The sequence below is a fragment of the Parasphingorhabdus sp. genome, from assembly GCF_965233695.1.
In the GTDB taxonomy this organism is placed as follows: domain Bacteria; phylum Pseudomonadota; class Alphaproteobacteria; order Sphingomonadales; family Sphingomonadaceae; genus Parasphingorhabdus.
This window is the reverse complement of record NZ_OZ247497.1, coordinates 2021943-2048601: the sequence shown is the minus strand read 5'-3', so window position 1 is coordinate 2048601 and position 26659 is coordinate 2021943. Positions and strand designations below refer to the sequence as shown.

General features: G+C 50.2%; 25 protein-coding genes and 2 pseudogenes. 7 read left to right on the top strand and 20 right to left on the bottom strand.

Annotated elements, in window-relative coordinates:
- Positions 1-121 precede the first annotated feature (121 nt).
- From ACO6S1_RS09735 to ACO6S1_RS09650, 18 genes are all read right to left on the bottom strand, one after another.
- Positions 122-1147 carry an IS110 family transposase gene (locus ACO6S1_RS09735; protein ID WP_422346086.1) on the bottom strand — a complete coding sequence of 342 codons (1026 nt, stop codon included), beginning with the start codon at positions 1145-1147 and terminating at the stop codon, positions 122-124.
- Positions 1148-1297: 150 nt separating this feature from the next.
- Complete coding sequence (locus tag ACO6S1_RS09730) at positions 1298-2518, bottom strand: MFS transporter (protein ID WP_422346085.1); 1221 nt, start codon at positions 2516-2518, stop codon at positions 1298-1300.
- A 248-nt stretch (positions 2519-2766) separates the two neighbouring features.
- Positions 2767-3960: a CaiB/BaiF CoA transferase family protein gene (locus tag ACO6S1_RS09725; protein ID WP_422346084.1), complete on the bottom strand. Its 1194-nt coding sequence runs from the start codon at positions 3958-3960 to the stop codon at positions 2767-2769.
- 2 nt (positions 3961-3962) lie between these two features.
- Positions 3963-4919, bottom strand: coding sequence for a hydroxymethylglutaryl-CoA lyase (locus tag ACO6S1_RS09720; RefSeq protein WP_422346172.1), 957 nt, complete (start codon positions 4917-4919; stop codon positions 3963-3965).
- The gene (locus ACO6S1_RS09715; RefSeq protein WP_422346083.1) at positions 4919-5194 is read right to left on the bottom strand and encodes an isochorismatase family protein; all 276 of its coding nucleotides are present in this window, start codon (positions 5192-5194) and stop codon (positions 4919-4921) included. Before ACO6S1_RS09715 ends, ACO6S1_RS09720 begins: the two co-directional genes overlap by 1 nt.
- A gap of 231 nt (positions 5195-5425) precedes the next feature.
- The gene (gene maiA, locus ACO6S1_RS09710) at positions 5426-6070 is read right to left on the bottom strand and encodes a maleylacetoacetate isomerase (RefSeq protein ID WP_422346082.1); all 645 of its coding nucleotides are present in this window, start codon (positions 6068-6070) and stop codon (positions 5426-5428) included.
- Positions 6071-6087: 17 nt separating this feature from the next.
- Positions 6088-6558 carry an aromatic-ring-hydroxylating dioxygenase subunit beta gene (locus tag ACO6S1_RS09705; RefSeq protein WP_173208202.1) on the bottom strand — a complete coding sequence of 157 codons (471 nt, stop codon included), beginning with the start codon at positions 6556-6558 and terminating at the stop codon, positions 6088-6090.
- Positions 6559-6561: 3 nt separating this feature from the next.
- Positions 6562-7824: an aromatic ring-hydroxylating dioxygenase subunit alpha gene (locus ACO6S1_RS09700; protein ID WP_422346081.1), complete on the bottom strand. Its 1263-nt coding sequence runs from the start codon at positions 7822-7824 to the stop codon at positions 6562-6564.
- A 15-nt stretch (positions 7825-7839) separates the two neighbouring features.
- Positions 7840-8520 (bottom strand): fumarylacetoacetate hydrolase family protein, encoded by a 681-nt coding sequence (locus ACO6S1_RS09695; protein WP_173208199.1) that lies wholly within the window; start codon positions 8518-8520, stop codon positions 7840-7842.
- 32 nt (positions 8521-8552) lie between these two features.
- Positions 8553-9596 carry a gentisate 1,2-dioxygenase gene (gene gtdA / locus ACO6S1_RS09690; RefSeq protein WP_422346080.1) on the bottom strand — a complete coding sequence of 348 codons (1044 nt, stop codon included), beginning with the start codon at positions 9594-9596 and terminating at the stop codon, positions 8553-8555.
- A 21-nt stretch (positions 9597-9617) separates the two neighbouring features.
- Entirely contained in the window at positions 9618-10598 is a 981-nt protein-coding gene (locus ACO6S1_RS09685) for a 2Fe-2S iron-sulfur cluster-binding protein (RefSeq protein ID WP_422346079.1), read from the bottom strand.
- Between the two features lie 48 nt (positions 10599-10646).
- Entirely contained in the window at positions 10647-11513 is an 867-nt protein-coding gene (locus ACO6S1_RS09680; protein WP_422346078.1) for a fumarylacetoacetate hydrolase family protein, read from the bottom strand.
- A gap of 30 nt (positions 11514-11543) precedes the next feature.
- Positions 11544-12365 carry a 3-(cis-5,6-dihydroxycyclohexa-1,3-dien-1-yl)propanoate dehydrogenase gene (gene hcaB / locus ACO6S1_RS09675; RefSeq protein WP_422346077.1) on the bottom strand — a complete coding sequence of 274 codons (822 nt, stop codon included), beginning with the start codon at positions 12363-12365 and terminating at the stop codon, positions 11544-11546.
- Between the two features lie 30 nt (positions 12366-12395).
- Entirely contained in the window at positions 12396-12971 is a 576-nt protein-coding gene (locus tag ACO6S1_RS09670; protein WP_173208178.1) for an aromatic-ring-hydroxylating dioxygenase subunit beta, read from the bottom strand.
- A gap of 44 nt (positions 12972-13015) precedes the next feature.
- Positions 13016-14347 (bottom strand): aromatic ring-hydroxylating oxygenase subunit alpha, encoded by a 1332-nt coding sequence (locus ACO6S1_RS09665; protein ID WP_422346076.1) that lies wholly within the window; start codon positions 14345-14347, stop codon positions 13016-13018.
- Positions 14344-14961 (bottom strand): 2-hydroxychromene-2-carboxylate isomerase, encoded by a 618-nt coding sequence (locus ACO6S1_RS09660; RefSeq protein ID WP_422346075.1) that lies wholly within the window; start codon positions 14959-14961, stop codon positions 14344-14346. Before ACO6S1_RS09660 ends, ACO6S1_RS09665 begins: the two co-directional genes overlap by 4 nt.
- Before the next feature lie 2 nt (positions 14962-14963).
- The gene (locus tag ACO6S1_RS09655) at positions 14964-15950 is read right to left on the bottom strand and encodes a dihydrodipicolinate synthase family protein (protein ID WP_422346074.1); all 987 of its coding nucleotides are present in this window, start codon (positions 15948-15950) and stop codon (positions 14964-14966) included.
- Positions 15951-16038: 88 nt separating this feature from the next.
- Positions 16039-18420, bottom strand: coding sequence for a TonB-dependent receptor (locus ACO6S1_RS09650; RefSeq protein ID WP_422346073.1), 2382 nt, complete (start codon positions 18418-18420; stop codon positions 16039-16041).
- Positions 18421-18817: 397 nt separating this feature from the next.
- On the opposite strand from ACO6S1_RS09650, the pseudogene ACO6S1_RS09645 reads away from it, so the two are divergent.
- Positions 18818-19489, top strand: a pseudogene (locus tag ACO6S1_RS09645) (IS110 family transposase); the annotation flags it as partial.
- Between the two features lie 17 nt (positions 19490-19506).
- Here the strand turns inward: ACO6S1_RS09645 and ACO6S1_RS09640 are convergent.
- A pseudogene (locus ACO6S1_RS09640) lies at positions 19507-19614 on the bottom strand (transposase); the annotation flags it as partial.
- An 87-nt stretch (positions 19615-19701) separates the two neighbouring features.
- Positions 19702-20601, bottom strand: a complete 900-nt coding sequence (locus tag ACO6S1_RS09635; protein ID WP_422346072.1) for a LysR substrate-binding domain-containing protein — start codon at positions 20599-20601, stop codon at positions 19702-19704.
- A gap of 192 nt (positions 20602-20793) precedes the next feature.
- Here ACO6S1_RS09635 and ACO6S1_RS09630 point away from each other — a divergent pair, with 192 nt between their 5' ends.
- From ACO6S1_RS09630 to bphC, 6 genes are read left to right on the top strand one after another with little or no spacing between them, the layout of a single operon-like run.
- A complete protein-coding gene (locus ACO6S1_RS09630; protein ID WP_422346071.1) occupies positions 20794-21099 on the top strand; it encodes a non-heme iron oxygenase ferredoxin subunit in 306 nt (101 codons plus the stop codon).
- 36 nt (positions 21100-21135) lie between these two features.
- Complete coding sequence (locus ACO6S1_RS09625; protein ID WP_422346070.1) at positions 21136-22656, top strand: aldehyde dehydrogenase family protein; 1521 nt, start codon at positions 21136-21138, stop codon at positions 22654-22656.
- 10 nt (positions 22657-22666) lie between these two features.
- Positions 22667-23695, top strand: a complete 1029-nt coding sequence (locus ACO6S1_RS09620; protein WP_422346069.1) for a 2Fe-2S iron-sulfur cluster binding domain-containing protein — start codon at positions 22667-22669, stop codon at positions 23693-23695.
- A gap of 15 nt (positions 23696-23710) precedes the next feature.
- The gene (locus ACO6S1_RS09615) at positions 23711-24955 is read left to right on the top strand and encodes a Rieske 2Fe-2S domain-containing protein (RefSeq protein WP_422346068.1); all 1245 of its coding nucleotides are present in this window, start codon (positions 23711-23713) and stop codon (positions 24953-24955) included.
- Positions 24952-25422, top strand: coding sequence for an aromatic-ring-hydroxylating dioxygenase subunit beta (locus tag ACO6S1_RS09610; RefSeq protein WP_422346067.1), 471 nt, complete (start codon positions 24952-24954; stop codon positions 25420-25422). Before ACO6S1_RS09615 ends, ACO6S1_RS09610 begins: the two co-directional genes overlap by 4 nt.
- Positions 25423-25449: 27 nt before the next feature.
- Positions 25450-26361, top strand: a complete 912-nt coding sequence (gene bphC / locus ACO6S1_RS09605) for a biphenyl-2,3-diol 1,2-dioxygenase (protein ID WP_173208226.1) — start codon at positions 25450-25452, stop codon at positions 26359-26361.
- Positions 26362-26659 lie beyond the last annotated feature (298 nt).

Here is a 26659-nt window from a genome sequence, read left to right as displayed (position 1 = left end):
TTCCAATGTAGGTACGCACTTCGCTAAAGCGCGGTGCAACCGGCATCGCGGAATGGCCCGGCTTACGTCCCCGGCAGGGACACGACCAAGCATTCAATGCATGAACGCTAGGACGAACCAGTCACGCTGCTGCGCCTATGCTTGGGTTAAAAAATTCTCCAGATTTCAACATGGCATGCATGGTGACGGCCAACTTGCGAGCCAAGGCGGTGGCGGTGCGCTTAAAGCCGATCCGGTCCTTGAGCTTGAGGCCCCATGTTCGTAACCCACTTTGAGCGAAGCTTCGGGTTAGGATGACCACTGCGGCCTCGTAGAGCAACCCGCGCAGATGCTTGTCGCCGCGCCTTGAGATATGGCCATCATAATCAACCTCACCGGATTGGTAGCGACGCGGTGTAAGACCAAGCCAGGCCGCTACTGATCGAGACTTTCGGAAATTATCTGGATCTTCAATAGCAGCTATGAATGCGGTGGCCGTGATTATTCCAACGCCTGGGATCGACATCAGGATCTGACATGCTTCGCTTTGACGCGCATCGGCGACGAGCTTTCGACTGAGTTCAGCTGTCCGCTCACGCAGGCTGCGCCAGGCCGCGAGCACAGGTAAAATGATTGTTGCCAATTTGTCCTGATCGTCCAGCAGATGACTGACATTCTGATCGAACACATTGCCCTGGCCGGCTGGGACAGTAAGGCCGAATGTCTTCATTATCCCACGAATCTGATTGGACAACTCAACCGTCATCCGTACCAGTCGAGTACGCACCGTGATCAGCGTGCGCGTGAGCATGCTATCGAAACCCTTGACTCGCATCGCCTTGAAATACCCAATCTCGGCAAGCTGAGCCAAGCCATCGGCATCATTGGCATCAGTCTTGTTGGGGGCCATGTTAAGTGCACCAGCAGCATGGCGTGCATCAATGCAGATCGCAGGCAGCCCCTCTTGTACCAGCGCGTGATAGAACCAAACCGATAAGGGGCCTGTTTCGAATACGATCAGTTCTACTGCAGGTGCGCGCTTTCGAACAAGTTCCGCAATCACCTTCGGATCAGAGGCGCATTTGCCGCGCCACATCCGTTTACCATCGCGGCGAATAGAAACTGCGGTCTCTTTTAACGATACGTCGAGTCCAATATACTCTTTCATGGCTGTTCTCCGTTAGATCCCTGGGTCGGACTTCCAGTCGCGGGCCCGTATCTTCATCTTATCGGGGAACAGTCGTCCGCTTCCACGCATAAATACCGTCGAGGCGAATCACTCCCGCGATTACTCCATGTAGGTTCATTGAAGAATTAACTACAAACGGCGGACGATGAGAATTGCAAAAAGTGCTGACGCTGCTCCAGCAAAAAAAACAGAGCGCAGTCCGTTTAGTTCTGCGATTAGACCGAACGCCGGTCCGCCGAGACCAAGCGTTAGGTCTAGGCTAGCGGTGTAGAAAGCCATTGCGACTCCGCGCGACTCCGGTGGGATATTCTGAATGGCCACCAAGCCGAGGCTCGGATACACAAGGGAAAATCCTGCGCCAGTAACTATCGCTCCGACCAACGCCCAACTTGCGCAAGGTGCCGCCGCGATCATAACCATGCCGATCACCTGAACGACCAGAGAGTAGCGGGCTACCGTCCCACCACCGTAGCGATCAGGAAAGCTACCACCGAAGACACGAACAGCGATGATCGCCGTAGCGAAGGCGCTGTAGCCGAGCGCTCCACCGTTCCACTCCTCAAACGCGAAATACAGAGTGAAAAAGCTGGTAATGACGCCAAGTGAAATTCCACTCATCGCAAATCCGATGCTTGGTATGGCCACGAGGGCCAATACTGAACGTACTGGCTGCGGCCTAGAAGGCGAAGGCATCAACGGTCTCATTCGTAGAACACCAAAAATGCAAACCAAAGGTATCGCAATGGTGAGCAGCGCAATTCCCGTGAAGCTACTCCCAAGAAAAACCACATTACCGAGCGCGGCACCAATCGCCAGTCCGATGAACATAGCCATGCCCGTCCACCCCATCGATCTGCCCGCCAGTCGGGGAGGGGTGAGCCCCAGCGACCAGACAAGACAGGCGGTAATAATGAGAGATTCCGCCGCTCCCATAAGAATCCGCCCGCCAAGCAGAACGAGCACCGCCAGATGAGGGCGCGAGAGAAATTGTATCGAAATCAGGTAAGCGGTGCCAGAGGCCATGGCCAATCCCAAGCCGAGCAGCACGGCATAGCGAGGGCCCTTTATATCAGACAGCCGTCCGACCCAGAATCGAGTAAGAAGCGCGGCGACGAACTGAGTCCCTATTGCAACCCCTACAACAAAGGGCCCCAGTCCCAAAACATGATTGATGTGAAGCGGGAGGACGGGCAGTGCCACACCCATGGTGAGAAATGTAGCCACAACGATAGCCATGATTGGATATATGGGCTTCATCCCAAAGGCATAAATTGCCTGTTCTTTTTCGCCTTGCTGATCGAGCGCCTCCCCTTCTTCGATCAGCATTCCCACCGTTCCTGCAGCGGACATGCCAAATCCTGCCACGCAAATATGCCAACTATCTTACGGATCAAGGCAGACCAGTATCCACTTCTTTGGACCGGGCAAGGCGTTTTGACAAAGGCTAACAAAATCGGGAAAGACTGCGCGATTCTGCACGGTGCGGGAAATTTGAGGTAGGTGCGAGCACGCGCGTCGCTCATCAGTACAAACTCCACTTGCGGTAATAACCGAACCTGCCACACCGATTCCGTCCGATTTTGGCCATGCTCCTCATTCTAGATTGCGTTCGCTTCTTTCAGGCGTCTAAGTTCGCTTTCGGTAATTCCGAGCAAATCCCGATACACAGGCAGATTGTCTGCTCCTGGAACGCGAGGCGCAGGACGCCTTACGCCACTGACGCTGCGGGAAAGTTTGGGCACCGGCGCCTGCATTTTCAGCGAACCGAAATATGGATGGGGAACCTCGACAATAGCCTCGCGAGCGGCAAAGTGCGGATCCACCAACATATCGGGTGCAGTATAAAGTCGGCCGGACGGAATGGAATGCTCTGTCATCAGCCGTTCGAGATCATCCACGCGCAGCATGCGCGTCCAGTCGGCGATGATCGCGTCCAGTTCCGCCTGATGTTTCCCGCGCGAGATGTGGGTGGCATAACGCTCGTCCAGCGCCAGCTCGGGCCTGCCCATCGCGCGCGCCAGCCGAGCAAAGATCGCATCGCCATTTGCCCCGATCATGTATTCGCCATCGGCGCAAGGGTAGACATTGGAAGGCGCGATGCCGGGCAGGATCGCGCCAGAGCGCTGGCGCACTATCCCCATTGCGTCATATTCAACGATCAGACTTTCCATCACCTGCAGCACGCTTTCATAAAGCGCCACGTCGACGACCTGGCCCTTGCCACTCTTTTCGCGTTCGCGAAGTGCGGCGAGCGCACCCATGCAGCCGTAGTTGCCAGCAAGAGTATCGCCGATCGAGACTCCCATCCGGCTCGGCGAGCGATCAGGATCACCCACAATCGCACGCCAGCCGCCCATTGCCTCGGCAATCCCGCCGAAGCCGGCCCGCTCGGCATAAGGGCCGGTTTGCCCGTAACCGGAAATACGGACCATGATCAGGTCTGGATTGATCGCGTGGAGCTGATCGGGGCCAAGTCCCCACTTCTCCATTGTGCCGGGCCGGAAGTTCTCGATTAATATGTCGGCCCCGACGACCAGCTTGCGGACCAGCTCCCGGCCTTCAGGCAGGCGCAGATTGGCGGTGACCGAACGCTTGTTGCGGGCGATCACCTCCCACCATACTTTGTGTTCGCCGTTTCCCCACTGCCGCATGGGGTCGCCCGCTCCCGGCGGCTCAACCTTTATGACATCGGCACCCATGTCACCAAGCAGCTGGCCGCAGAATGGACCGGCGATCAGCTGTCCCAACTCGACCACGAGTATCCCTTCGAGTGCACCGCTGTTCTTGTCCATCGTTAGCTAATCTCCTGCATGAAAAAATTTCCCGCTCGCGCGAGTTTTGAAGGAAGCTGCTTTCCCATCACTTGCTCCAGCCAGACGGAGGCGCGGATTGCAGCATCGAGTTCCAGCCCAGTCGCCAGACCCGAGCGGTGCAGCATGTAGAGCGCATCCTCGGTTGCAACATTTCCAGCAGCCCCGGGCGCAAAAGGGCATCCGCCAAGGCCGCCAAGCGAGACATCGACAGTGCGGGCGCCCGCTTCGACAGCCGCCCAGATATTGGCAATGCCGGTATTGCGAGTGTCGTGGCAATGGATCCTAACAGGAAGCGGTTCGATCGCCTTTCGCACCGAAGTCACCAGCTGGGCAACCTGCGTCGGCACCGCTACCCCGATGGTGTCGGCCAGGGCAATCTCAACAGGCCCCGCCTGGGCCAGAGCGCCTACCATGGCTATCACATGATCAGGATCAACATCTCCCGTGAACGGGCATCCAAATGCCACAGCGATCGTAACTTGCGCGGTTTTTCTTGCTTCACGAGCCATGGACACAATCCGCCTAGCCACATCAACCGAATCGGAGCTGTCCTGCCCCTGATTGCGGATCCCGAAAGAATCGCTGGCTACGGCCACCGCGCCAAGCTGGTCCACACCGCTGGCCAGCGCACGCTCGGCGCCCATTTCGTTCAGTACCAGCCCGATGCGTGTCACTCCGGGTACTTCGCCCAACGCCGAAACTACTTCTTCGGCATTGGCCATTTGCGGTACCCTGCGCGGGTTGACGAAGCTCGCCACTTCGATGCGCCGCGCACCATAATCAATCGCCCGGCGGATCAGTTCAACCTTGTCGAACGTCGAAACGATCTCTTTCTCATTTTGAAGCCCGTCACGCGGCCCCACTTCCACAATCTCGATCCGTTGGTGCATGTTGAAATACTCGTTTATTTCCGTTTCGAAAGGCTCCTCTGCCGGCATCACCCCTGTTCGCTGCTTGCGCGCAACAATTCCTCTGCCTTCTCGCAGCTAATCACTTCGGCATATTTGGCTTGCAGATCATAGAGGTTGCCTTGCTGTATCACCTCGGTGCGATCACCGCAGGCATCGCCGACGACGAAGGGCAGGTAGCCATGCTGGCACGCATCCAGTGTTGTTGCGCGCACACAGCCGCTCGTGCTCACCCCTGTAATCACCAGCGTATCGATCCGGTTGGCCGCCAAATAGGATGCCAGTGAAGTTCCGAAGAACCCCACACCGCGTAATGTGATGACCGGAGCCTATAATTGTGTCGGCGTGAAAGACATGCCCGGTATAGTAGCAGCCAATGTAGAGCAGGATTGTTCCAACTACCAAATCACGAACGACATTCTCATCCCAAACTTTCTGCAATAGCGAACTAACGATAGAAAAACCCTCAAACAATTTGAAAAAAAACGGGTGCAAGTCCAGTTATGATTTGGAGTTAAAGCTTGCCCTCAATCATCCTACGTCTGGCTCACCATGTCTGGGTGCGCCCTTTTGAATTCGTCAAGTTCTAGGCAGGCGCTATTTATTCGATTAATCTGCGGAAAAGCGGAGAGATCAACGTTGAACCGACGCGCATTGAAAACCTGTGGAATCAAGGAACAATCTGCTAAGGTAGGTGTATCACCAAAACAAAATTGCGAAGCCTGTTGCTGTTCGTTTATTAGCGTTTCGAGCGCCGTGAAACCTTCTGTAATCCAATGACTAATCCATGCAGTTTTGGCATCCTCATCTACATCTAGATCACCAGTCAAGTATTTCAATATCCGAAGGTTGTTGAGTGGATGAATATCACAAGCGATAATCATGGCACATTGACGAACATAGCCCCGGGCTCGAGGGTCATCTCGCGGAAGCAAAGGAAAATTCAAGTGTGTTTCATCCAGATACTCGATGATTGCGAGCGATTGACTAAGGCGCCATCCATCGTCTTCTTCTAACACTGGGACCAGTTTTGATGGATTGATATTAGCAAAGTCGTCCGAAAGTTGCTCCTTAATGGCGAAATCAATTGAAACCTGTTCATAGCTAATATTTTTCAAATTGAGCGCAATGCGCAATCGATAGGATGCCGAACTCCTAAAAAATTCATAAAGCTTCTTCACTGTCAATGTCTCCTCAATCAGATCGGATAGATGATCGCATTTGGAATCATCTCACTATCGTAGACACAGGTGCGGCTTTTGAATTTCAAGGCACCACCCTCTTCAACGATTTGATCAAAATACCGCCCCACATTGAATACAGTTGATGGTTCGCTCAATTTAGTTCGAAAAACTGCATAATTTGCTTCACAAAAAACACTGTTGTCGTCTTCTTGCCTTATAACGGGAAGACTTGTCACATGCCGTTGATAATAAGGATCGTGATAAATTGTCTCCCTAACCCCGTGAATTCGGTCAAGCATCATGCCTTTGCTGGAAAGGTCTAGCGTAGCTAGTGGAAGTTCCTTTTCATAATTTTCGCGCGGGATGACTTTATAGTTGGCATCATCGGCGAACAGATTGACCCAATTATCAAACTCTTCCGAATCGATGCAATCCTCATATTTCGAATAGAGCCTGCAAATTTCATTGATATCAAATAGGCTCATAATTCACACCTCCATAACTTCGCGCCAGTATTTATACATGCCCCGGATTAGAGTTTCAGTTGCAATGCAATCGCCATCCTGTGTATCGTTACCGCCCATTTTCGCCATAGACGTACTCGATGGATTTGTATGAAAACCCATTTGTGAAAACTCGAGCACTTCCCCATCATCAGCCGAAACATACCCCGACGGTCCGAAAAGATTTGCTTGCTTGAGTCGACGGGCAGTCATTTCTTTGTCGTCATCCTCAAAACCGAAATGCGTCCATACGAAATCAAATGAGTTCGGACCGCGTGGTTGAATATGACGGGTAGACAGGCTATTTACCTGCTGCTGAATGATGAGTGCAGGGAATAGGGTCATCATTGTTACTGTTGGTCCGTTCCACCAGTCCTCCGGGACGATGTCGATTTGGCTTGGATCTTTCAAGACCATGTCTTCTTTGAAACTTTGTACACCTGACACCAGACTGGCTTCGACAGCGGCTGTACTGCGGGTCCCGGCCATGACAGCATGGCGTTTGTAGGTATCCATTTTGAGGGACATCGGGCTGTCTGCGCGCCAAAGGCCAAAGGTAACAAACCAAGTGTGAAGCAGTCCAGCGTGGTAGGGATCTTTGATGTTCTCCATCATAAGCTTCCAGTTCCCCGGAATTCGCTGACGATTATAACCAAGGATAGTAAGCTTTCGGCCATTAAATATCCTATCGAAATACCCCAACATCATCTCACCGAGATAATCTTCGAATGATTCTATATCGTGGTCAAATGACCCGAAAATTACTCCGTTTCGAGATTCTACCTTTAACTTTGTCAGGCCATTTTCGGACATATTGAAATCCGCAGGCATCCCGCCACGCAATTCACCGTCTACTCGAAGGCCGCGCCGATAAGGCAACCCTCGCAAATTACCTTCCAGATCATACATCCACTGATGATACGGGCAGACAAACTCCTGACGATTTCCATCCCGCTCCCGGCAGAATTGGACCCGCCGGTGTGCACAAAGATTCTCAAACGCCGAAACGCCTCCCTCTTTGTTGCGCACCACAATGACGGAGCGCTCACCGATGACAGTCCGCTTGAAATCGCCAACGTTCGGAATTTCGGCGTCCAGCCCCAGATAGCCCCAATGCTTTTTGTAGAAAATTCGTTCTAGTTCTAACTTGTAAATATCTTCGTCAACATATGCCGACAGCGGAATTCGGCCCATTTCATCAGGCTTCCAATCAATAATGCTAGAGATATCTGAATTCTTCAAATTCATCTCACCATATCCTTCTTATTTAACTTCAACTTCAATAGCAGCCAGTCCTTCGATTGACGCGTGCATGACTTCGCCTGGGTTGACCGCGCCCACGCCCTCCGGCGTGCCCGTCATCAAGATATCGCCAGGAAGTAACACTTCATATTTCGATAAAAACGAAAGTGCTTCGGCCACATTCCACAGCATCAGGCCAGTGGTTGATTTCTGTCTTACTTCGCCATTGACTTCGAGCCTAATTTGCGAGTCAGGATGCGAATGGGACGGCTTTATCGAGCCGATCGGTGCCGATTTCGAAAATGATTTACCCAATTCCCAAGGGCGACCTTTCTCTCTTGCCTCCAACTGCAGATCTCGCCGAGTCATGTCGAGTCCAACAGCATATCCGAAAACCCCGTCAAGTGCTGCTTCAACAGATGCATTGTCCAGCGTCGCGCCTATCGCCGCCACCAACTCTACCTCATAATGGAAATTGTTGGTCATGGGCGGGTAGGGAATGCTCACCGCAACATTAGCGTCAACCGCTGCGTCGGCGGGTTTCATAAAAAAGAAAGGGGGCTCCTTGTCATCCCGCCCCATTTCTCTGGCGTGAGCAGCGTAGTTTCGTCCGACGCAATAAATCCGTCGCACCGGAAATCGCTCAGTTTTTCCATCGATTGATAAAGTCGGTGTAGCAGGTAAATCGAATAGTAGAGACATATCGTCAAAGTCCTTTTTTATATTCTAGAGCATTAGAGACGTTGTTCACGCCACAATCCGAGTGCTTTTTGGACGGGTCGGTCAGAGTAGCTAAAGAGAACCGTCTCGGTCTCCGCGTGAAGCTTGAAAGTATTCCATGAAGGAATCACAAAAACGTCATTTTCGCCAAATTCATAATCCTTTCCTTCTATTGTCGCGCGGCCACTCCCTTCCAGGCATAGGAATATGGTGGAATCCGTCGACCGGTAGGGACGTGTTACAAATCCACTGGGCAGCATTTGCAGAAATGCACCGATGGTTGGCATAGGTGATCTACCAGTCGCCGGATTGATGTAGCGAAACTTAAATCCGTGATGCACATCAGATTCGCCACAAGCTATTTTTTCAAGCGAGCGACGCGCTTCTTCATACGGGTAGACAAACACACGCGTTGGATCGCTTGGCTCAACCTCGAAATCTACCGGCAGCATATTCGTCCCGAAACGCGCCAGCGAATCTCCAATTGGGCGCGTTGGAATCTGTGCCTTTTCTGGGGCTCCTTCTCGAAATCCTGCAGCGAGCATTTCAACAATCGGGATATCCAAACCATCAAGCCATATAACTGGCTCATCACCATCATTGCCATGATCATGATAGGTCCAAGCAGGCGTGATTATAAAATCGCCACGCCGCATGATCGTTCTTTCTCCGTCGACGGCCGTATAGGCACCTTCTCCAGAAACCACGAGCCTCAAGGCCGATTGCGTATGACGGTGTGCAGGCGCGATCTCGCCGGGCAATATTAGCTGTAGGCCAGCATAAAGGCTTTGTGTGATCTGTGACTGGCCGCGCAGACCCGGATTTTCAAGAATGAGGACGCGGCGCTCTGCCTCCTCGGCAGTAATAAGATCACCGGCCTCCATGAGATAATCGCGCACAGTTGAAAATTCCCATAGGTGTGCCTTGGCTGAAGTCGTCGGGGATTCTGGAACCAGTGAGGCCAGTACTTCCCAAAGAGGTGTAAGATTTTCTGGATCAATTCTTTGATAGAATTCTTTGCGTATGTTGTCGCCAGTCGGCGTTATACTGATAGGCATAATGATGCTCTCAACTTTATGTCAGGACGGAATGTAAGGTTCGAGATAGATAAGTTGCGGGTCTGCGCCCTGATCAATCAAGCTATTGCGAATTGGCATCATTGCGACAAATCCACCGAATACATTGGCTGACCATCCACGGAGATTCTGAGGCATCTCGCGAATTGCCTCCGAAACATTTTGGGGTTTTGAAGTTCTACCAATAGATTTATACAACGATATAAATTTCACATCTGCATTCATGAGCTTATTTCGGGCCGGCAGTAGTAATGTTTGGATCATTTCTTCTAATCCTTCCGGTATATCTATGATCGCGATAACCCTCCGGGTCGGATTTGTAGTTTTAAGACTTTCCATCGCAGAAACTAATGCCCCAAAACCTACTCCCACACTGGCTAGCAGGACCGGCGTAGAATCGTCGGGAATTAAATAACTGTTTCCATATGGCCCTTCAATCACAAGCGTATCTCCAGCCGCCAATTCATCCTCCAAGAGACCGGTGGCGACACCCTCTTCATGGCGTTCTATGTAGAATACAAGACTCGCTTCTCCCGACAAGTTGGCGGCAGAATATTTACGCTTAACGTTCTTTGAAAAACTAACCGAGAAATGTTGCCCTGGCAGGAAATTCACCGGACGATCAAGGGTACACACTAGCCTCATAATCGAAGGGTGGATGGCTCCTACGCACTCCACCTTAGCTCGCAACTTAAGGTGAGCCGGTGTCTGTACCGGTCGCTCTTGTGGCAAATGAACCGCGATATTTTCCTGCACTTGAATCTGACATGCAAGGCGCTTTGCCGAAGCTGGCCTGGAGATTGCGGACCCAGTCAAGAAAGAACGGCCATCATCGAACGCCACTTGTTCTAAGGCGCACATATTGCAATTGCCATTGCGACAGCTATAAGAAATCGGGACATCATGTTTAATCAAGGCGTCAAGAAGGTTGCTATCTAGCGCACAATCAATAAGCGTTCCAGAGGGCTCCAAGCGCACGATCATCGCAGGCTACTACTGACACCATTTAATATGTATATGGCAATATCAACCTTACACATAACTGGACGCTACCTGCACTTGCATCGAACCAATTCGATCAAACGAACAATCCATAATATCGCCTGGTTGGAGCGGGCCAACACCTTCAGGTGTACCGGTAAAGATGATATCGCCCGCATATAGAGTATACATGGAAGAGGCGTATTCAATAAGCTTCGGCACATCGTAGATAAGCTGTGCGGTGTTAGCTGACTGACGCAACTCACCGTTCACCTGGAGTTCAAAATCAAGATCGGAGGGGTCGTCCAATTCGTCCGCGGTTACAATCCATGGTCCGCAAACAGCAAAGGTATCGGCAGATTTGCGAAAACTCTGAAGCTCCGGACCGCGGACCGTAATATCAAGTCCGATTGCATAACCGGCTACCACACCCAGCGCATCGTCGCGGGCAATCTGATGGCATTTTTTTCCGATGATTACGGCCAGTTCTATCTCGTGATCAATGCGCCGCTCAGGGTAGCGCAGAACAACCTCGTCTCCAGCACCAATAAGAGAGCTATTAGCCTTGAGAAAAAGGCCCCAGTCCGAAATAGTCTTTGTCATATCCCGTCCATGGGAAATATCTTGGTCCGCTTTTGTTTCGGCAATATGCTTCTGATAGTTAATCGGAGCGTTGATGATTTTGCTCGGATTGGCAACTGGCGAGTTTAGGACAACTTCGGAAAGCGGGAGAGAAGGAGCTGACTTGGCCAATCTTTGTATGGTTGGCAGCAGGCCCGGCAAATGTTCAATCAGGAGATCGCCGAGAGGAACTGGCCAAACCAAATTTGGCAAAAGAGTAAGTGCTACCGAAACATCTCGGACGATATCGCCTTGGACCACGCCAATCCTGTTATCGTTAAACCTACATATTTTCACGCGCGCCTCCTTATTGGACCTTCTAATAATTTATGCAGACAAGTCTTCTCCACCGCATACATTCATGATCCCTCGCACACCAAGGCCGCCATCAGTGTTAATGACTACACCCGTCATCGGAGCTGCGTTCTCGCGTGAAGCGAGAAGAACATAAGGACCGCAATATTGATCCGGTGTTGGCGACATGCGAAGCGGGGTAATTCCGATAATCAACTCCTCGAAACCTTCCATAGTTTCCAGGCTTTCGTCTGCAGTGTTCGTAGCCTTGAGGCCGGAAAGGCTTGTACGCATACCACCCGGCGCAACGCCGTTAACCCTGACCTTCGGCCCGAGTTCGTGTGCTAACTGTCGGACGACACCAACAAGTCCATGTTTTGAGGCGGTGTAGAGCGGCCCGCCACCGCCGGTATAAAAACCGGCATTGGACACGGTGAAGATCATGCTACCTTTAGATTTGATGAGTGCATCCAACGCCGCACGGGCACCAAGGAGTCCGCCCTTTACATTGATCGAGAGAAGCTCGTCAAAGGCTGCGGAAATTTCAGGCCCTTCAAATTCAGAAAGTGGCTTGAAAAAATCGAAGACGCCTGCATTTGCGACGAAAGTATCAAGTCGGCCAAAGCGCTCAACAGCCGTTTCCACCGCTTTCACATTATCTTCATAAGATGTAACATCGCCAACGACAGTTTCAATTTTCTCGCCAAATTTGCGCTTTAGGCTGTCGGCACGATTTGCGTCCCTCTCCAAAACAACGACGCTAGCGCCTTCATCGATAAAACGATGAACCAAAGCAAGGCCCAATCCAGCCCCGCCACCAGTGATCAATGCGACATCATCTTTGAGCCAACCCATTATCTTCTCCGATCCAATTTATTGATTATATTACAAGAACAGCGTCATATTACGGCCACTAACACATCGTTCGTCATAATCGATATGGCGTGCAACAACCTTGAACTTGCCTTCGCTATCTCTCGCTAACTCGTCGTGCCGACAATAAACAAAACGGTCGATCTCGTATTGACGTCGGGCACGTTGGACAAACCAGTTGGATCGTACGAAAAGATTTACGCTTCCCGGCTTTTGAGCGATCTCTGTGTTTGCAACCATGTGCTGGTAATTTTCATCCGGGTTGACCCTCCAATTCAGCTCAGAATGAAATTGCTCCACTCTAGCATTGAGACATTCATAGTCGTCATCATAAATGAAAACTTCATCGGGCAGGTCATACCGCTTATCATTCTTGTAACGAAGTTGCCGACTAACGATTACATAGCGTATATTTTTGTCGATCATTTGGGCAAGCCATTCACGCAACCGCCGCGTGTCCAGCAAGCGCGCTTCTCTAAGAAAGAACGCATTTACCTCACCAGTAATATCCGTATCCCAGATAATCTCGGGATCCCCATCCCAGATGTCAGCTCCCATCACATTTGCAGACCTTGATACGCTATTCATTTCAATTCACCTTAATAATGCCACAGATATCGATGTCATTTTGCTTAGACATCAGCACTAACAAGCTGTTCTTTCCAGCTATCATCGCTCGGATCCATATCCCCCCAAGAGGCAGACCTCATAACTTCGTCATAAAACCGATAATAACCGCGATACGAGGTTTCACCGATTGCGGCCTGACCTACGACACCTGGCAGTTCAGAATCGACAATATCTTTTCCTATTCCCATTTGTGCATTCAATTGCAGTTTGCGTGTTTGAAATCCTGTGGTCAAAAGCGATGCTGATTCCATATTGTCATTATCATCAGCTTCCCAGTATCCAGCCACACCGAATGTTCGGTGCATTCCGTTTACGATCTTACGTTTCAATTCGTCCGGCATATCTTTTTCGACTATTGCCCAAGTCCAGCATTCTGTTTCATTCGGCCCAAGCGGCTGCCAGGTTTTAAAAAGATTCGTGCCCCAAAGATATGAAACATTAGGGAAAATTGCTCCGTTTATATGTGAGCCATAATAGCGTGTGCGAATAGCACCGTATTTCTCTTCCATTGCAACGCGTTTTGTAGCCTGCCAAGCCAACATTTCCTCGCCGAGTTTAGCATCATGGCCACCGGGATGAACGTCATACAAAATCCCGTGTCCGTGCCCATAGCGAGAGGCGACTTGAATCCCTGCACCTGCTGGCGGAAGGGCCGCATTTCCGGACATCGGTGCCAGCATTGATCCACTGACTGCCAAAGACGATGCGTGCGTCCAGCCAACATGATAGGCATCACCGACGAAATTCTCGCATGGCGCTTTCCAGTTACAATGGACAACAGACCGACTAGGTGGACCGACTAGTTCAACGCCTCCACTCGCCTCCATCCAGATATCAAGATACCATCGGGCGTCACCTAGATAATCCTCCAAGCTAATTGCACCTGCATCGAAATTACCGAAGACGAAACCATGATAAATTGAAACTTGAGCAACTTCTTTCAGGCCGTGCGTCTCTCGATCTAGTTTGCCTTGATAAAGCTCTTTTTCGAACGGCACTGCGGATAAAGAACCGTCAACCGCATAAGACCAACCGTGGTAATTGCAAACAAACGAGCGCTTGTTACCGGCTTCAACCGGACAAATGCGTGCGCCGCGGTGTCTGCAGACATTGAGAAATGCTTTTATGGAGCCATCCTTTTGGCGCACAACGATCACTTCGTCTTGCCCCATACGAGTAGTTACAAAATCTCCAAAATTCGGGATAGCTGACTCATGCGTTAAAAACAGCCAACAACGACCAAAAATAGCTTCCATTTCTCGTTCGTAAATCTCAGGGTCGTGAAACATACGTGCACTTTGTTTGCCACGCTGGACGTCGATCAAATCTCTCATTTTTCAAATCCTCGGTTTTGTTTGTTTTTGAGATATTCCCGCAAAAAGTCTAAACGGTCATTTCCCCACCACATCTGACCATCAAGAATCATTGTCGGAGCGCCAAACACGCCCACCTGTTGCGCATTGGCGTTAGATTGGTCATATTGTTCCAGCACGTTATCGGAACACACAAAATCCAAAAACTCATCAGGCCTCCAGCCCATGTCGCCAGCGATCTCCGACAATACTGCCAGATCGGACATATCCTCGCCATTGCCCCAGATCCGCTTCCAAGTCTTCTGCACATAGTCCTCAGTTTGAGACCTTTTATCTGCAAAGAATGTTCCGCAGTTTACCATTCTGGAATCCAGCGACGGAGGAAACTTAATCGGAGCGCCATACCGGGCTGCCCAACGGTCAAGGTCTGACGTTAGATATTCCAACTTAATTGGTATCTTCACGTTGGGTGGCCCAGTGTTGCCAGCCGCCAGCTTTGCAGCGGGAAGATCTATAGGGTGGTAATCGAGCTTGCATTCAAACTGACGAGCCAAATTGGGAAGTCGTAGATGCGCCAAGTAGGAAAATGGACTCATGAAATCAAAATAGAAGTCAATGATATGGTTGTTCGACATAGTCATTCATCCTCAAGACGCCGGTGTAGTTCACCCCAGCGTCTGCCTGACTCTCGCCCCCCTTCGAGATATGCCTCGGGGATGATCGTGTATGGAGGACGACAAGGACCGGCCTTCATCCAGCCAGCAGTATCCATACGCGCCTTTTCGAGTCCTATATTATAAGAAGAAAAATCCTTGAACGAACCGTTGGGAAAAAGGGTCTGGTAGGTATAGCCAATGTCACCAGTGATCTTTTGCGCTTCGCCCCAAGCACCGGTTTCTTTAGCCTTAGCAACCTCATCACGTAATTTGATGACAGGCGCCGGTCCGCAAACTGCACCACTAGTCCAGAATGCAGTGCAAAACTCCGGATCAATGCGAGCAGCAGCATAATAATCAATATCGATAGGCAAAAAACGGATTTTCTTCTGTGATAGCTTCAGATCAGGCACCAGTGCGCCAATTCCGAGATATTTCGCGGTAACAACCTGAGGAATGTCAGAAACCTGAGCCCAGAACGGCCGCGGGAAATCGAATTTGAAGGCTTCGGGATTGGCGTACACACAGATGGCCATCGCAGGGCATGCCTCAGCGACGTCACGGTAAAACTGGACTGCGGTTGGAACATCGGGAGCACACCACATTGGGGGACCGATCATAACGCCATCCACACCGATTTTTTCCGCTTCACGTGTTTGCCATATCGTTTCCCGTGTCGAAAGCGAACTAGTCCCTCCGAACACGGGAACGCGGCCACGAGCAGCTTTCACCAGAGCCTCCATGAAATCCCGCTTTTCATCCCAGGTCAGCGTTGCCGCTTCCCCAAGCGAACCGAGTGACAAAATTCCATTGACGCCAGCCTCAATCAATTGTTCGACAACCCGCTTTGTCTCGTCGAGATCAACCGTATCTGAAGCCTTCCAATCGCTTGCGTTAGGTTTTGAGGGCGTAGGCACGATCGCCCATGCACCATGGATATCATCGACTGTTAGTTTGGGGCGGGTCATTTGTTTGGGGCTTTCTATGAAAGATGTGACAGTTAGATATACCTTCGGCGTCTAGATTTGCCGCTAACGACAAGTTTCTTCCTTGAGATCAGTAGCGGAAACCAACTCGCAAGAACCATTCGCGAGGCCGAGAGAATGTTCCGGTAGTTGCTGAGGATTGAGTTAAATCAGAATAACCACCAAGCAAATAGCGCTTATCGCCCAGATTAGTAACACCTGCCGTCAACCGCCAATGCTCGTCAATACCTTCAAACGTGGCACTGGCCCCGAAGACGCTATATCCTTTTTGAAACAACAATGGCGAGTTGACCGCATCTTTGAAATGGGAACCCTTGTAGGTCCAGTCCCCGCGCAGAGTAAGCTTGCCTAAATCTGTTTCAATAACATCGGCATTGAGAGCAGCCGAGGCCGTCCATTTAGGAACGTTAGGAAAACGGCTATTGATCGTAACCGGAGCTGCTGTAGGCGAAACAGTACGATAATAGGCATCAAGATATCCGACACCGCCTTCGAAACGAATACCATCTGCGAGCAACGCCTGCGCCTCAAGCTCAAACCCACGAATTCTGGCTACACCAGCATTGCGGACTTTAGGTGCGATCCCTTCATTCACGACAATCTGAATGTCAGTATAATCAGACTGAAACACTGCTCCATTCAAGCGCAGCCGGCGATCCAGTAACTCCGCCTTGAGGCCTAGCTCATAACTTTCAACAAATTCGGGTGCAAATGCACTGGCGGCTGGTTCCGGAGGGAAAATTCGCTGGGTGAAGCCGCCGCTCTTGAACCCCTTTGAGTAGGAAGCGTAACCCAATATCTCGTCGGTTATCTGGTAGTCAATCGTTACAGCAGGCGTCCATTCCTTCGCCGTGGTCGATACCTCAAACGCTGGCAGGATATGATTTCCTCCAGGATTAAATGTTGGATCAACCACACACCCGGGCTGTGGAGGAATGGTTGGTGTGCTCGATACGAAGCATTGGCTAAGCAACAACAAATCACCTCCTGTTCGATCATCAGAAATGATCTGGCGACTCGGATCAAAACGCTTTGTTTCGTTGGTGTAGCGCAGGCCGGGAGTGATCGAGAGGCGATCGGTGACATCGACGGTGAATTGCAGATAGGCCGCATAACTGTCGTTGTCGATGTCGCCGCCACTGACGAAATCGGCAAAGGCAAAGGTCAGGATGTTATCGTCAAATCCTGTTTCCTTCAGATAATAGAGACCCGCTGTATACTTTACTACATCATCAAACAATGAACCGGTAAACTGGAACTCCTGCGAGAACTGCTCCTGGCTGATATTGTTGAAGCTTTCTCCGAGTGGAATTGGCGAGCCGTCGAAATCGAAAGAAAAACTAGATTCCATTTCGCGGTAGGCCGTAATAGATTTAACTGTGACTGGCCCCAACTCCCAATCAACCGTCAAATTTGTGCCCCAGAGATCAAAGTCGGAAACGTTGCGATTGGTTGCCCATGTTTCGTCAATATCGTTCGTAAGCCACTGGTCGGTGTAGCAATTTGGCAGATCGGGTGCCGGTGCGCCCACCGCGCCGCACTGCCCGCCCTGAAGAACCTTGTTCCAGAAGAAGCTCTGAAAGCCGCCAACCCCTGGCGCTATACCTTCATTCACTTCAAGCAAGGTATTAGCCGAAGATTGCTCGCGCCGCCGATTAGCATCAAACGACAGCTGAGCCGTAAGCGTGTCTGTCAATTCTGCTTTTATCGCAATACGGCCACCGAGTGAGTCAGAATTCCCGTGACGTCCGCCATCAGAAAGTCTGCGCTGATACCCATCGCGCGTATTAAGTCCGACCGTTGCTCGCACAGCTACCCTATCGGAGAGCGGAACGTTAATCATTCCACGAGCGTCAAATCGGTTAAAGCGCCCCGTAGCCAGTTCGCCTTCAAGTTCAAAAATATCAGACGGAGGGTTGGAATTTACGATGACCGCTCCGCCAATCGTATTTTTGCCGAAAAGCGTACCTTGAGGTCCACGCAAAATCTGTACGCTCTGAACATCACCCAAATCGAGCAGCGCGCCAGCCGTCCGAGCAATATACACCCCATCATAGTATAAACCAACACCCGGATCGACCGTGATATTGAAGTCCGTTTGCCCAACACCGCGAATAAACGTGGTGATTGAGGCACTGCTCCCGGATATATTAGCGACCGGGTCCAAGCTCACATTGGGTGCAAATCGGCCAAGATCACCCACATTATTAACTTGTCGATCAGCAAGATCTTTGCCGCTGAATGCGGTGATGGAAATCGGTGTATCCTGAAGATCCTCATTGCGCTTACGCGCGGTGACGATAATTACACCAAGACCATCGGATTGCTCGATCGTAGAAACTTCCTCGGAATCCTGAGCATCATTGATAGCAGTGTCCTGTGCGTAAGCATTGGTTGCAACTGAAAGCGCCAGAACAGACGTCAGTGTCCAGCGGACACCGGCGGCCGACATTTTGGAATAAGATCGACAGGCCTTTAAATTATTCGACATAAAACTTCCTCCCACTTCATTATAATCGCGATACTAAAGATCACGTTTGAACCATATCGTACGCGCTTCGTCAGAGGTCGAACCGGCACCTTCGGCCCCGCATACTATAAAGCAGATAGTGCCCTACAGATAACTATTTACAATACGCCAAACTAAATATTGAATATCACCACTGGGAATAATGCACTTTGCGCTGTACGTCGCGCTCTTCCTTCTTGGTCATCGATACATCTCCTTCCTGCTTCAGGAATCTGCAGAAGATGTCTCACGAGATGGGGTGGTTGCCGCCCTCCCTGACGGCATCGCAATGTGCCAAGATAGTGGTGATTACAGCCACTGAGCGGAAAGGACGGCAACCATGACGAAAGATACCATGATTGGAGTAGATCTGGCTAAGAATGTTTTCCAGCTACACGCGGCCTCAATGACGGGGCAGCCACAGTTTTGCAGGAAGATGTCGCGGCAAAGTTTCCCAGGGTTTATGGCGAAGCAGCCTCCCGCAGTGGTCGTGATGGATGCCTGTGGCAGTGCTCGTTATTGGGCCCGGGAGATGGCGAAGCTTGGCCATGAGGTGAAGCTGATTGCGCCGCGCTACGTTAAACCGTTCGTGAAGCGCCAGAAGAACGATGCGGCAGACGCCGAGGCGATCGTTATCGCTGCCCAGCGGCCCGAGATGCGCTTCGTTCTTCCGAAGGGAGCTGACCAACAAAGTTGGGCGATTTTGTTTCGCGCCCGGGAACGGCTTGTCCACCAGCGCACCGAACTGGTCAATGCACTCAGGGCGAGCCTTTATGAATATGGTCACGTTGTTCCCCAGGGAATCCGCCAAATTAAACGGATCGCAGAGATCCTGGAGTCGCCGAATAATGATTTGCCCAATCTGATGCGGGAGGAATGCCGCGATATGGTGGAGCAGATCGCCGAGCAAACAACCCGCATCAATGCCCGGACCCGGAAGATCCAGGCGCTGGCCAATGAAGCTGACATCGCGCGGCGTTTGCAAACCATACCCGGGGTCGGTCCAATGACTGCTTTGGCAGTCGAAGCTTTCGTACCTGAAGAGAACTGGCGTGGAACGAGGCCCAGCCAGGCCGCAAAGTCGCGGCTGCAGCTGAAGTTCTCCATCGCAGGTGCAAAAGCTTCGATTGCCAAAGCACAGTGTTTTCAATGTATCTGCAGAGATGCCTTTTCCGATCAACTGCTAGGTCGGTACTGGAGAACCATCTGTTTCAACTGGTCTGCTCAGTTAGAGAAGAGAAGGTTCACCGTTTTGCGAAGCCATTTTATTGCAGGGTCGCTGTGGACGCGGGCGTGCCAGTTCGCGCTTATAGCATGTGGTTGAAGCGAAAACGGAAGTGGACACGAACTGAGTTCGTACGAAGCGGTGATAATTTGCGCAAGTCGTTCGGGAAGACACGCTATTAGTCCGCTGGCCTCCAACAAAGGGCCGACAGTGGCGTAGTTGGGAATCCAGGCATCGATTTTTCTGACCAACCCCTTTCCAACGAGGCTTTCGTTCAGAGAACTAAGACCGCTCCTATGCGCTCTCACACCTAACCATGAATAACCATTAAGCGCTTCTAAATTTACGTCTCGAACGTGAAAAATTGGATGATTTTTCGCAGCGGTCAGGACCCAATTTTGTAAGAATAACCGAGTGGTGTAGAAATTGGCTGTAAGTTGAGGAAGAAATCCAACGGCCAAATCCACACGCCCGTTTTCCATCATTTCAAGCAGGTCCGGCGAGTTATTACGTACCGTTTCGTAGGAGATGCCAGGCGCATGCTTACTAGCATGTGAGATCAAGTTAGGCATGAAATACATATCTCCGATATCAGCAACCGCGATCACAAAATGCCGCTTGCTGATTGTCGGATCAAAATTAACCGGACTGCGTATCGCTTGACCAATTGTATCTAGTCCATAGCTGATTGGTTCAGAGAGCCTAATTGCAATTGCCGTCGGTTTCATCCCACTTTTTGTTCTGACAAATAACTCGTCATCAAAGTGTTTGCGGAGCCTTTTCAACGCATTGCTGACAGCGGGCTGTGTCATTCCGAGATGCTCCGCCGCATCAACCACCTTTCCCGTGCGGATCAGTTCATTGAAGATACGTAAGAGATTCAGATCTATATTTTTCATAACCTGCCTTCATCGCCTATTATCATTCTCAGTGATGATATCTATCACAAGGTGCGATTGATTGTAAGATTCTTTTGCCTAAGCTCATCTAGTTAGATTGTCTACTGAGACGGATGACCACCGAATTAAACTGTGCAAATGTTGTAAGCAACAATTTGCAACCCGATGATATGAAAAAAGTGGAAAAATGGAATGATCAGATTGTGTGCGGTTACAGATATACAAAGTGGTGACATGCTACCAATTGACCAAGAGGGAATGCCTCCACTCGCTGTATTTAATCTCGACGATAAAATTTATGTAACGAGCAATATATGCACACACAATGTCGCACGGCTCACAGACGGTTTTTTTGAAGACGGCCTTATCGAGTGCCCGCTTCATTCGGGGGCTTTCGATGTCAAAACTGGTGAGCCAGAGGCATTCCCCTGTGAGATACCGCTAAAAACCTACGAAGTCACGATAAAAGATGGCTTTGTGTACATTGATCAAATCTGATTATTGCCGTGAAATTACACTAGAGGAGAGTGCAAAATGTCAAACGTAGAAGATGTCCGCCAAAAGCACCTTAAACTTGCTGAAAAGCTATTTCAGAAAGAATATGGACTTTTCATCGATGGTGCTTGGGAGCAAAGTAGTAGCGGTGAAACCATTGACATGATCAACCCCTCAACTGGGGATTGCCTTGCTAAGATTCAGTCCGCCAATGCCGCTGACGCAAAGCGCGCTGTCGAAGCTGCTGCGAAAGCCTTTCCTGCATGGTCACGAACGTCTCGATCTCAGCGTCAGGAGATAATCTATGAAATGGGTCGCCGCCTGAAAGCTCGTGCTGAAGATTACGCAATGATGGACACGTTGGACAATGGTAAGCCATTCATGGAGGCTATGAATTTCGATATTCCAATGGCGGTCGAACAATTCGAGATGTTCTCAGGTGCTCCATGGTTTCTGCATGGGCAAACGATTGAGGCTCCTAACGGTCTTGGAATAGTCCTACGTGAGCCACTCGGCGTGTGTGTACAGATTATACCCTGGAATGTCCCGCTAATAATGATGGCGTCTAAGATTGCACCAGCACTCGCTGCAGGCAACACGGTAGTCCTGAAACCGGCCGAAGCGGTATGCCTCTCCGTCATAGAGTTCTTCAAGGAGATGGCAGACTTACTACCAGCAGGTGTGCTAAACCTCGTGACCGGATATGGTCCGAATGTGGGAGAAGCGCTAGTGGCGCACCCATTAACGCGCAAGGTAGCTTTTACCGGGTCCAGACCAACCGCACAGAAGCTGATCCAATATGCCTCGACCAACGTCATTCCTCAGACGATGGAGCTAGGAGGGAAATCAGCTAACATTGTGTGCAATGACGCTGATCTAGACGCGGCCGCAGAAGGAGCTGCGATGTCCACTGTGCTTAATAAAGGTGAGGTATGCCTCGCGGGTAGTCGGGTTTTTGTTCATGAAGACGTGATGGATGAGTTTCTTGGGAAGTTCCAAGATTTGCTTGGGCGCGCTAGTTCGGGTGATCCAACGGAACATACCACTGTTTTGGGGCCACAGGCCTCACGCATGCAATATGAAAAAATTCTAAATTATATAGATATAGGAAAAACAGAGGGAGCCACCGTGGCCTATGGCGGGGGCAAGAGAGAGGTCGACGGCCTTCCAGATGGGCTTTTTATTAAACCAACCATCTTTACAGATGTCCGCAACGAGATGCGAATTGCTCAGGAAGAGATTTTCGGCCCCGTCACAACGGTTATAGGCTGGAGGGATGAAGCGGATGTTATCCGCATGGCCAATGAAAGTATCTATGGATTGGGAGGCGGACTTTGGACGCGAGATCTTCCTCGCGCTCACCGGATGGCACGTGCGCTTGAAACCGGCACTGTTTGGGTAAACCGATATTATAACTTCATCGGTGGCATGCCGATTGGCGGCTACAAAGGCAGTGGCTTTGGGCGCGAGTTCGCCAGTGAAGCATTGAACCACTATAGCCAAACCAAGAGTGTCATCATCAATCTGGAAGAAGGCCCGATCGGTGTGTTCGGGCAATAAAGAGGAGGAAATGACAAACCCAAAAAAGATTGTTGTAGAAGGTACAGATATAGAATTTTCCGTCGACGAGGGAGATACCATTCTGCGTGCCGCACTGCGAAATGGGATTGGATTGCCATATGACTGCAATTCGGGCGGTTGTGGTTCCTGTCAATTTGAACTGATAAACGGCGAGATTGAGGACCTCTGGCCAGAGGCCAAGGGAATCGGCGAAAGAGCGCGTCGTCGCGGTCGCCACCTCGCCTGTCAAAGCAGGCCGGATGGAGATTGTACGATAAAAGTACAAATTGAAAGGCAATATGAACCAATAGTCTCGCCGCGCCGCCAAACGCTTCGGTATGTATCATGCACGCAAATCACCCACAATATGGCCGAATTCACATTCAAAGGCGATTTGCCAGCGGATTTTCTAGTCGGGCAATATATATTATTGGATATACCTACCGTAGAAGGTTCTCGCGCCTATTCTATGTCCAATCTTCCCAATGAGCAAGGTGAATGGAGGTTCATCGCCAAACGCATACTTGGCGGCGCTGCGACGTCTTTCCTTTTTGAACATCTGGTCTCGGGACAGAAAATAGAAATCGATGGTTCTTATGGTATGTCCTACCTTCGAGAGGATTCGCCGCGCGACATTATTCTAATTGGTGGGGGATCCGGAATATCTCCACTCATGTCAATCATGCAGCAAGCCAGCATATCCGCCACTGCATCACAAAAGAAGATGCTGTTGTTTTACGGCGGCCGCGAGCCTCAGGACCTATGTGCAAACAAGCTCGTGTCTGCTTATCCTAGCTTAGCGCAACGAGTCTCTGTTGTAGAGGCTATCTCAGACACCGACGGTTTAAATAGACCAGAAGGAACAGAGTTGGGTTTTATCCATGATGTCGTTCGCCAAAACAAAAAGGTACAGATTAACCCCCTAAATTACGATTATTATTTCTGCGGTCCGCCACCGATGATTTCAGCGGTGAATAAAATGCTGCAACTCGATTTGAACGTGCCCGCTAACCAACTCTATTATGATAGTTTTCTTTAGTAGAAAAGGATTATTATGCCTGACTTGAAAACAACCTCAACGGCTAATAATGTTGATTATTCCGTTTATTCGGATCCAGAAATATTCAAAAAGGAGCAGGAACGCATTTTTCGCGGGCCTGTTTGGTCTTATGTAGGGCTAGCAGCAGAGGTCCCTGAAGCTAATTCATACAAATCGACACACATTGGCGAAACGCCGGTAGTCCTGTGCCGCGGGGAAGATGGAGCCATGCACGTCTGGGTAAACCGCTGCGTTCACAAGGGCGCGCTCGTCTGTCGAAATTCCCGGGGGAAAGCCGAGTCTGGCACATTTGTATGCGTTTATCATCAGTGGGCCTATGACGCCACTGGTGCGCTGCGCAGCGTCCCCTATCGCAGGGGAGTAGGCGGCAAAGGTGGAATGCCCGATTCATTTGATATCAAGAATCAGAGGATGACACCGCTGCGGGTCGACACCATAGGGGATATGGTATTTGCTACATTCCGCGAAGACGCGACAGAGCTGCGAGACTTTCTTGGAAACGCCATGTGTTCTGCAATCGAGAGAATCATGATCCATCCCATCAAGGTCATTGGTTCTGTGGGCCAACGCATCAAAGGCAATTGGAAGCTATATGCTGAAAACAGCCGAGACAGCTATCATGGCGGGTTACTGCACCTTTTCTATACTACTTTTGGTATATGGCGACCAAGCCAGAAATCTGTCGGCGAGATCGACGAGAAGTTCGGCTTTCACAATTCATTCCAGGTGCACAAGCCGTCGGACGATGACAGTGGGGCAAAACACCAAACAGAGGCTTCCCGAGACCCGGGAGCGGTCAATCTCAAAGACTCCCGGTTACTTGAAATTTGGCCCGACATGGGAGACGATATAACTCTAAGTATCCAGTCCATCTTTCCATCTGTAGTTTTACAACAGATCGGTAATGCGCTGGCAACGCGTCAGATGGTTGTCAGAAACAATGACGAGTTCGATCTGATTTGGACGTATTTTGGGTTTGAGCAGGATAGTGACGAGATGTTGCGACAAAGAATGCGTAGCATCAATATGGTCGGACCGGCCGGTTACGTCTCACTCGAAGATGGCGAGGCCACAGAAATTTGCCAAGAAGGTGTAAAGGGACCAGACGGACACTCACAGATTTTGATGGACTTGGACAATTCTACCAACCCGACCATTCCTATGGGGCTTGATGAAAATGCCGTGCGTGGATTTTGGCGTGGCTATCTTCATCTGATGGAAGATGGAGCGAAATCATGAATGATCAGATGGCACAGAGGGTTGACCGGTTCAATGCCTTATATGGGTTTTACATTGATGAGAAACTGGAGAAATGGCCCTCACTTTTTTCCGAACAATGTGAGTATCGGATTACTTCAAAACAAAACGAACTGGCTGGATTACCCGCCGGATTTCTCTTTTTCGAGAGCCGTGATGCCATGGACGATCGCGTGGCCTCTTTACTACATTCAAATATCTATCCCGAAATGGCATTGAGGCACATCAACGCACCATGCATCATTACGGAAATAACAGATGGCGTTATCCACGCTTCATCTAACTTTGTTGTCTTCGAGACTCGGAGCCAGAGTGATGTTTTTCCTTACGCGGCCGGCCGTTATATCGACGAACTGATCGAAAATAGGGACAGTGGTTTTGAAATCCGGAAACGGGTTTGTGTAATCGACAACGATATCGTGAGAACCCTTATGGCGATGCCATTATAATTTATGTTTTAGATCGAGGAGAATGTGATGACTGGAAAAATAATAGAACTTGGCTACATGGGTCTATCTGTATCTGATGGTGATGCATGGAGGAAGTTTGCCGGAGACATCATCGGCATGCAGGTTATAGAAGAAGAAGAAGAAGAAGACCGCTACTATCTGCGGATGGATGAGTGGCATCACCGAATTGTTGTTCACACCGATGGCGATGATGACTTAGCCTATCTAGGTTGGAGAGTAGCTGGTCAACCCGAACTAGAAGAAGTCGCAGTTCTGCTTGAACAGAATGGTGTCGAATATCGTGTAGGCAGCGAAGAGGAAGCACAAGAACGCAAAGTTCTCGGTTTGCTTAAACTGGAAGATCCTGGAGGCAACCCGACCGAGATTTTTTATGGTCCTAGGGTAGATAGCCATAATCCCTTCCACCCTGGCCGGCCCATGCATGGCAGATTTCTGACCGGCAATCAGGGGATCGGGCATTGTATCTTACGGCAGACGGATGACGACGCCGCTTATAAGTTTTACTCGATGCTGGGTTTTCGCGGTAGTGTCGAATATCATTTGCCATTGCCGAATGGAATGACCGCCAAACCTATCTTTATGCATTGTAATGACCGAGATCATTCGGTTGCATTCGGGATGGGCCCGATGCCAAAGCGAATAAATCATTTTATGGTTGAGTATACTGACCTGCGCGATTTTGGTATCACACATGACAAAATCCGACAGGAGGCACGCGACGTTGCTCTAACGCTGGGAATGCACTCGAACGATAGAGCTCTGACATTCTATTGTGCAAATCCATCAGGCTGGCTTTGGGAGCCCGGTTGGGCGGCACGCAAGGCAATCGATGCTCAAGAGTATTATGTCTCTGATATATTCGGACATGACAATGAAGCAGAAGGCTACGGTATGGATCTAAAGATGAAATGTGACTAGATGAGCATGCATTCCATTTGATCTTTGATGAATTTCAGTTGATGGCGGCTACCGCTCGAGGGGCCTCAAGCAGCACTTCTCTCATGTAGGTTGAAGAACGTTAGCCTGCTCTCCCCGTCGGCGATTGATCGCTGACGGGGGACAATGTTTTGAAATGTTAGTACATCGACGCTGCATCTCATTCGGGCCCTTTGTGAAGCTGAATCCACAAATGAGGCAGGACAAACGATCAATATAAATATCAGCATTGATGATGAAATGGAGCCATTACAGCGCAAACGGCGCACTAATAGAATAG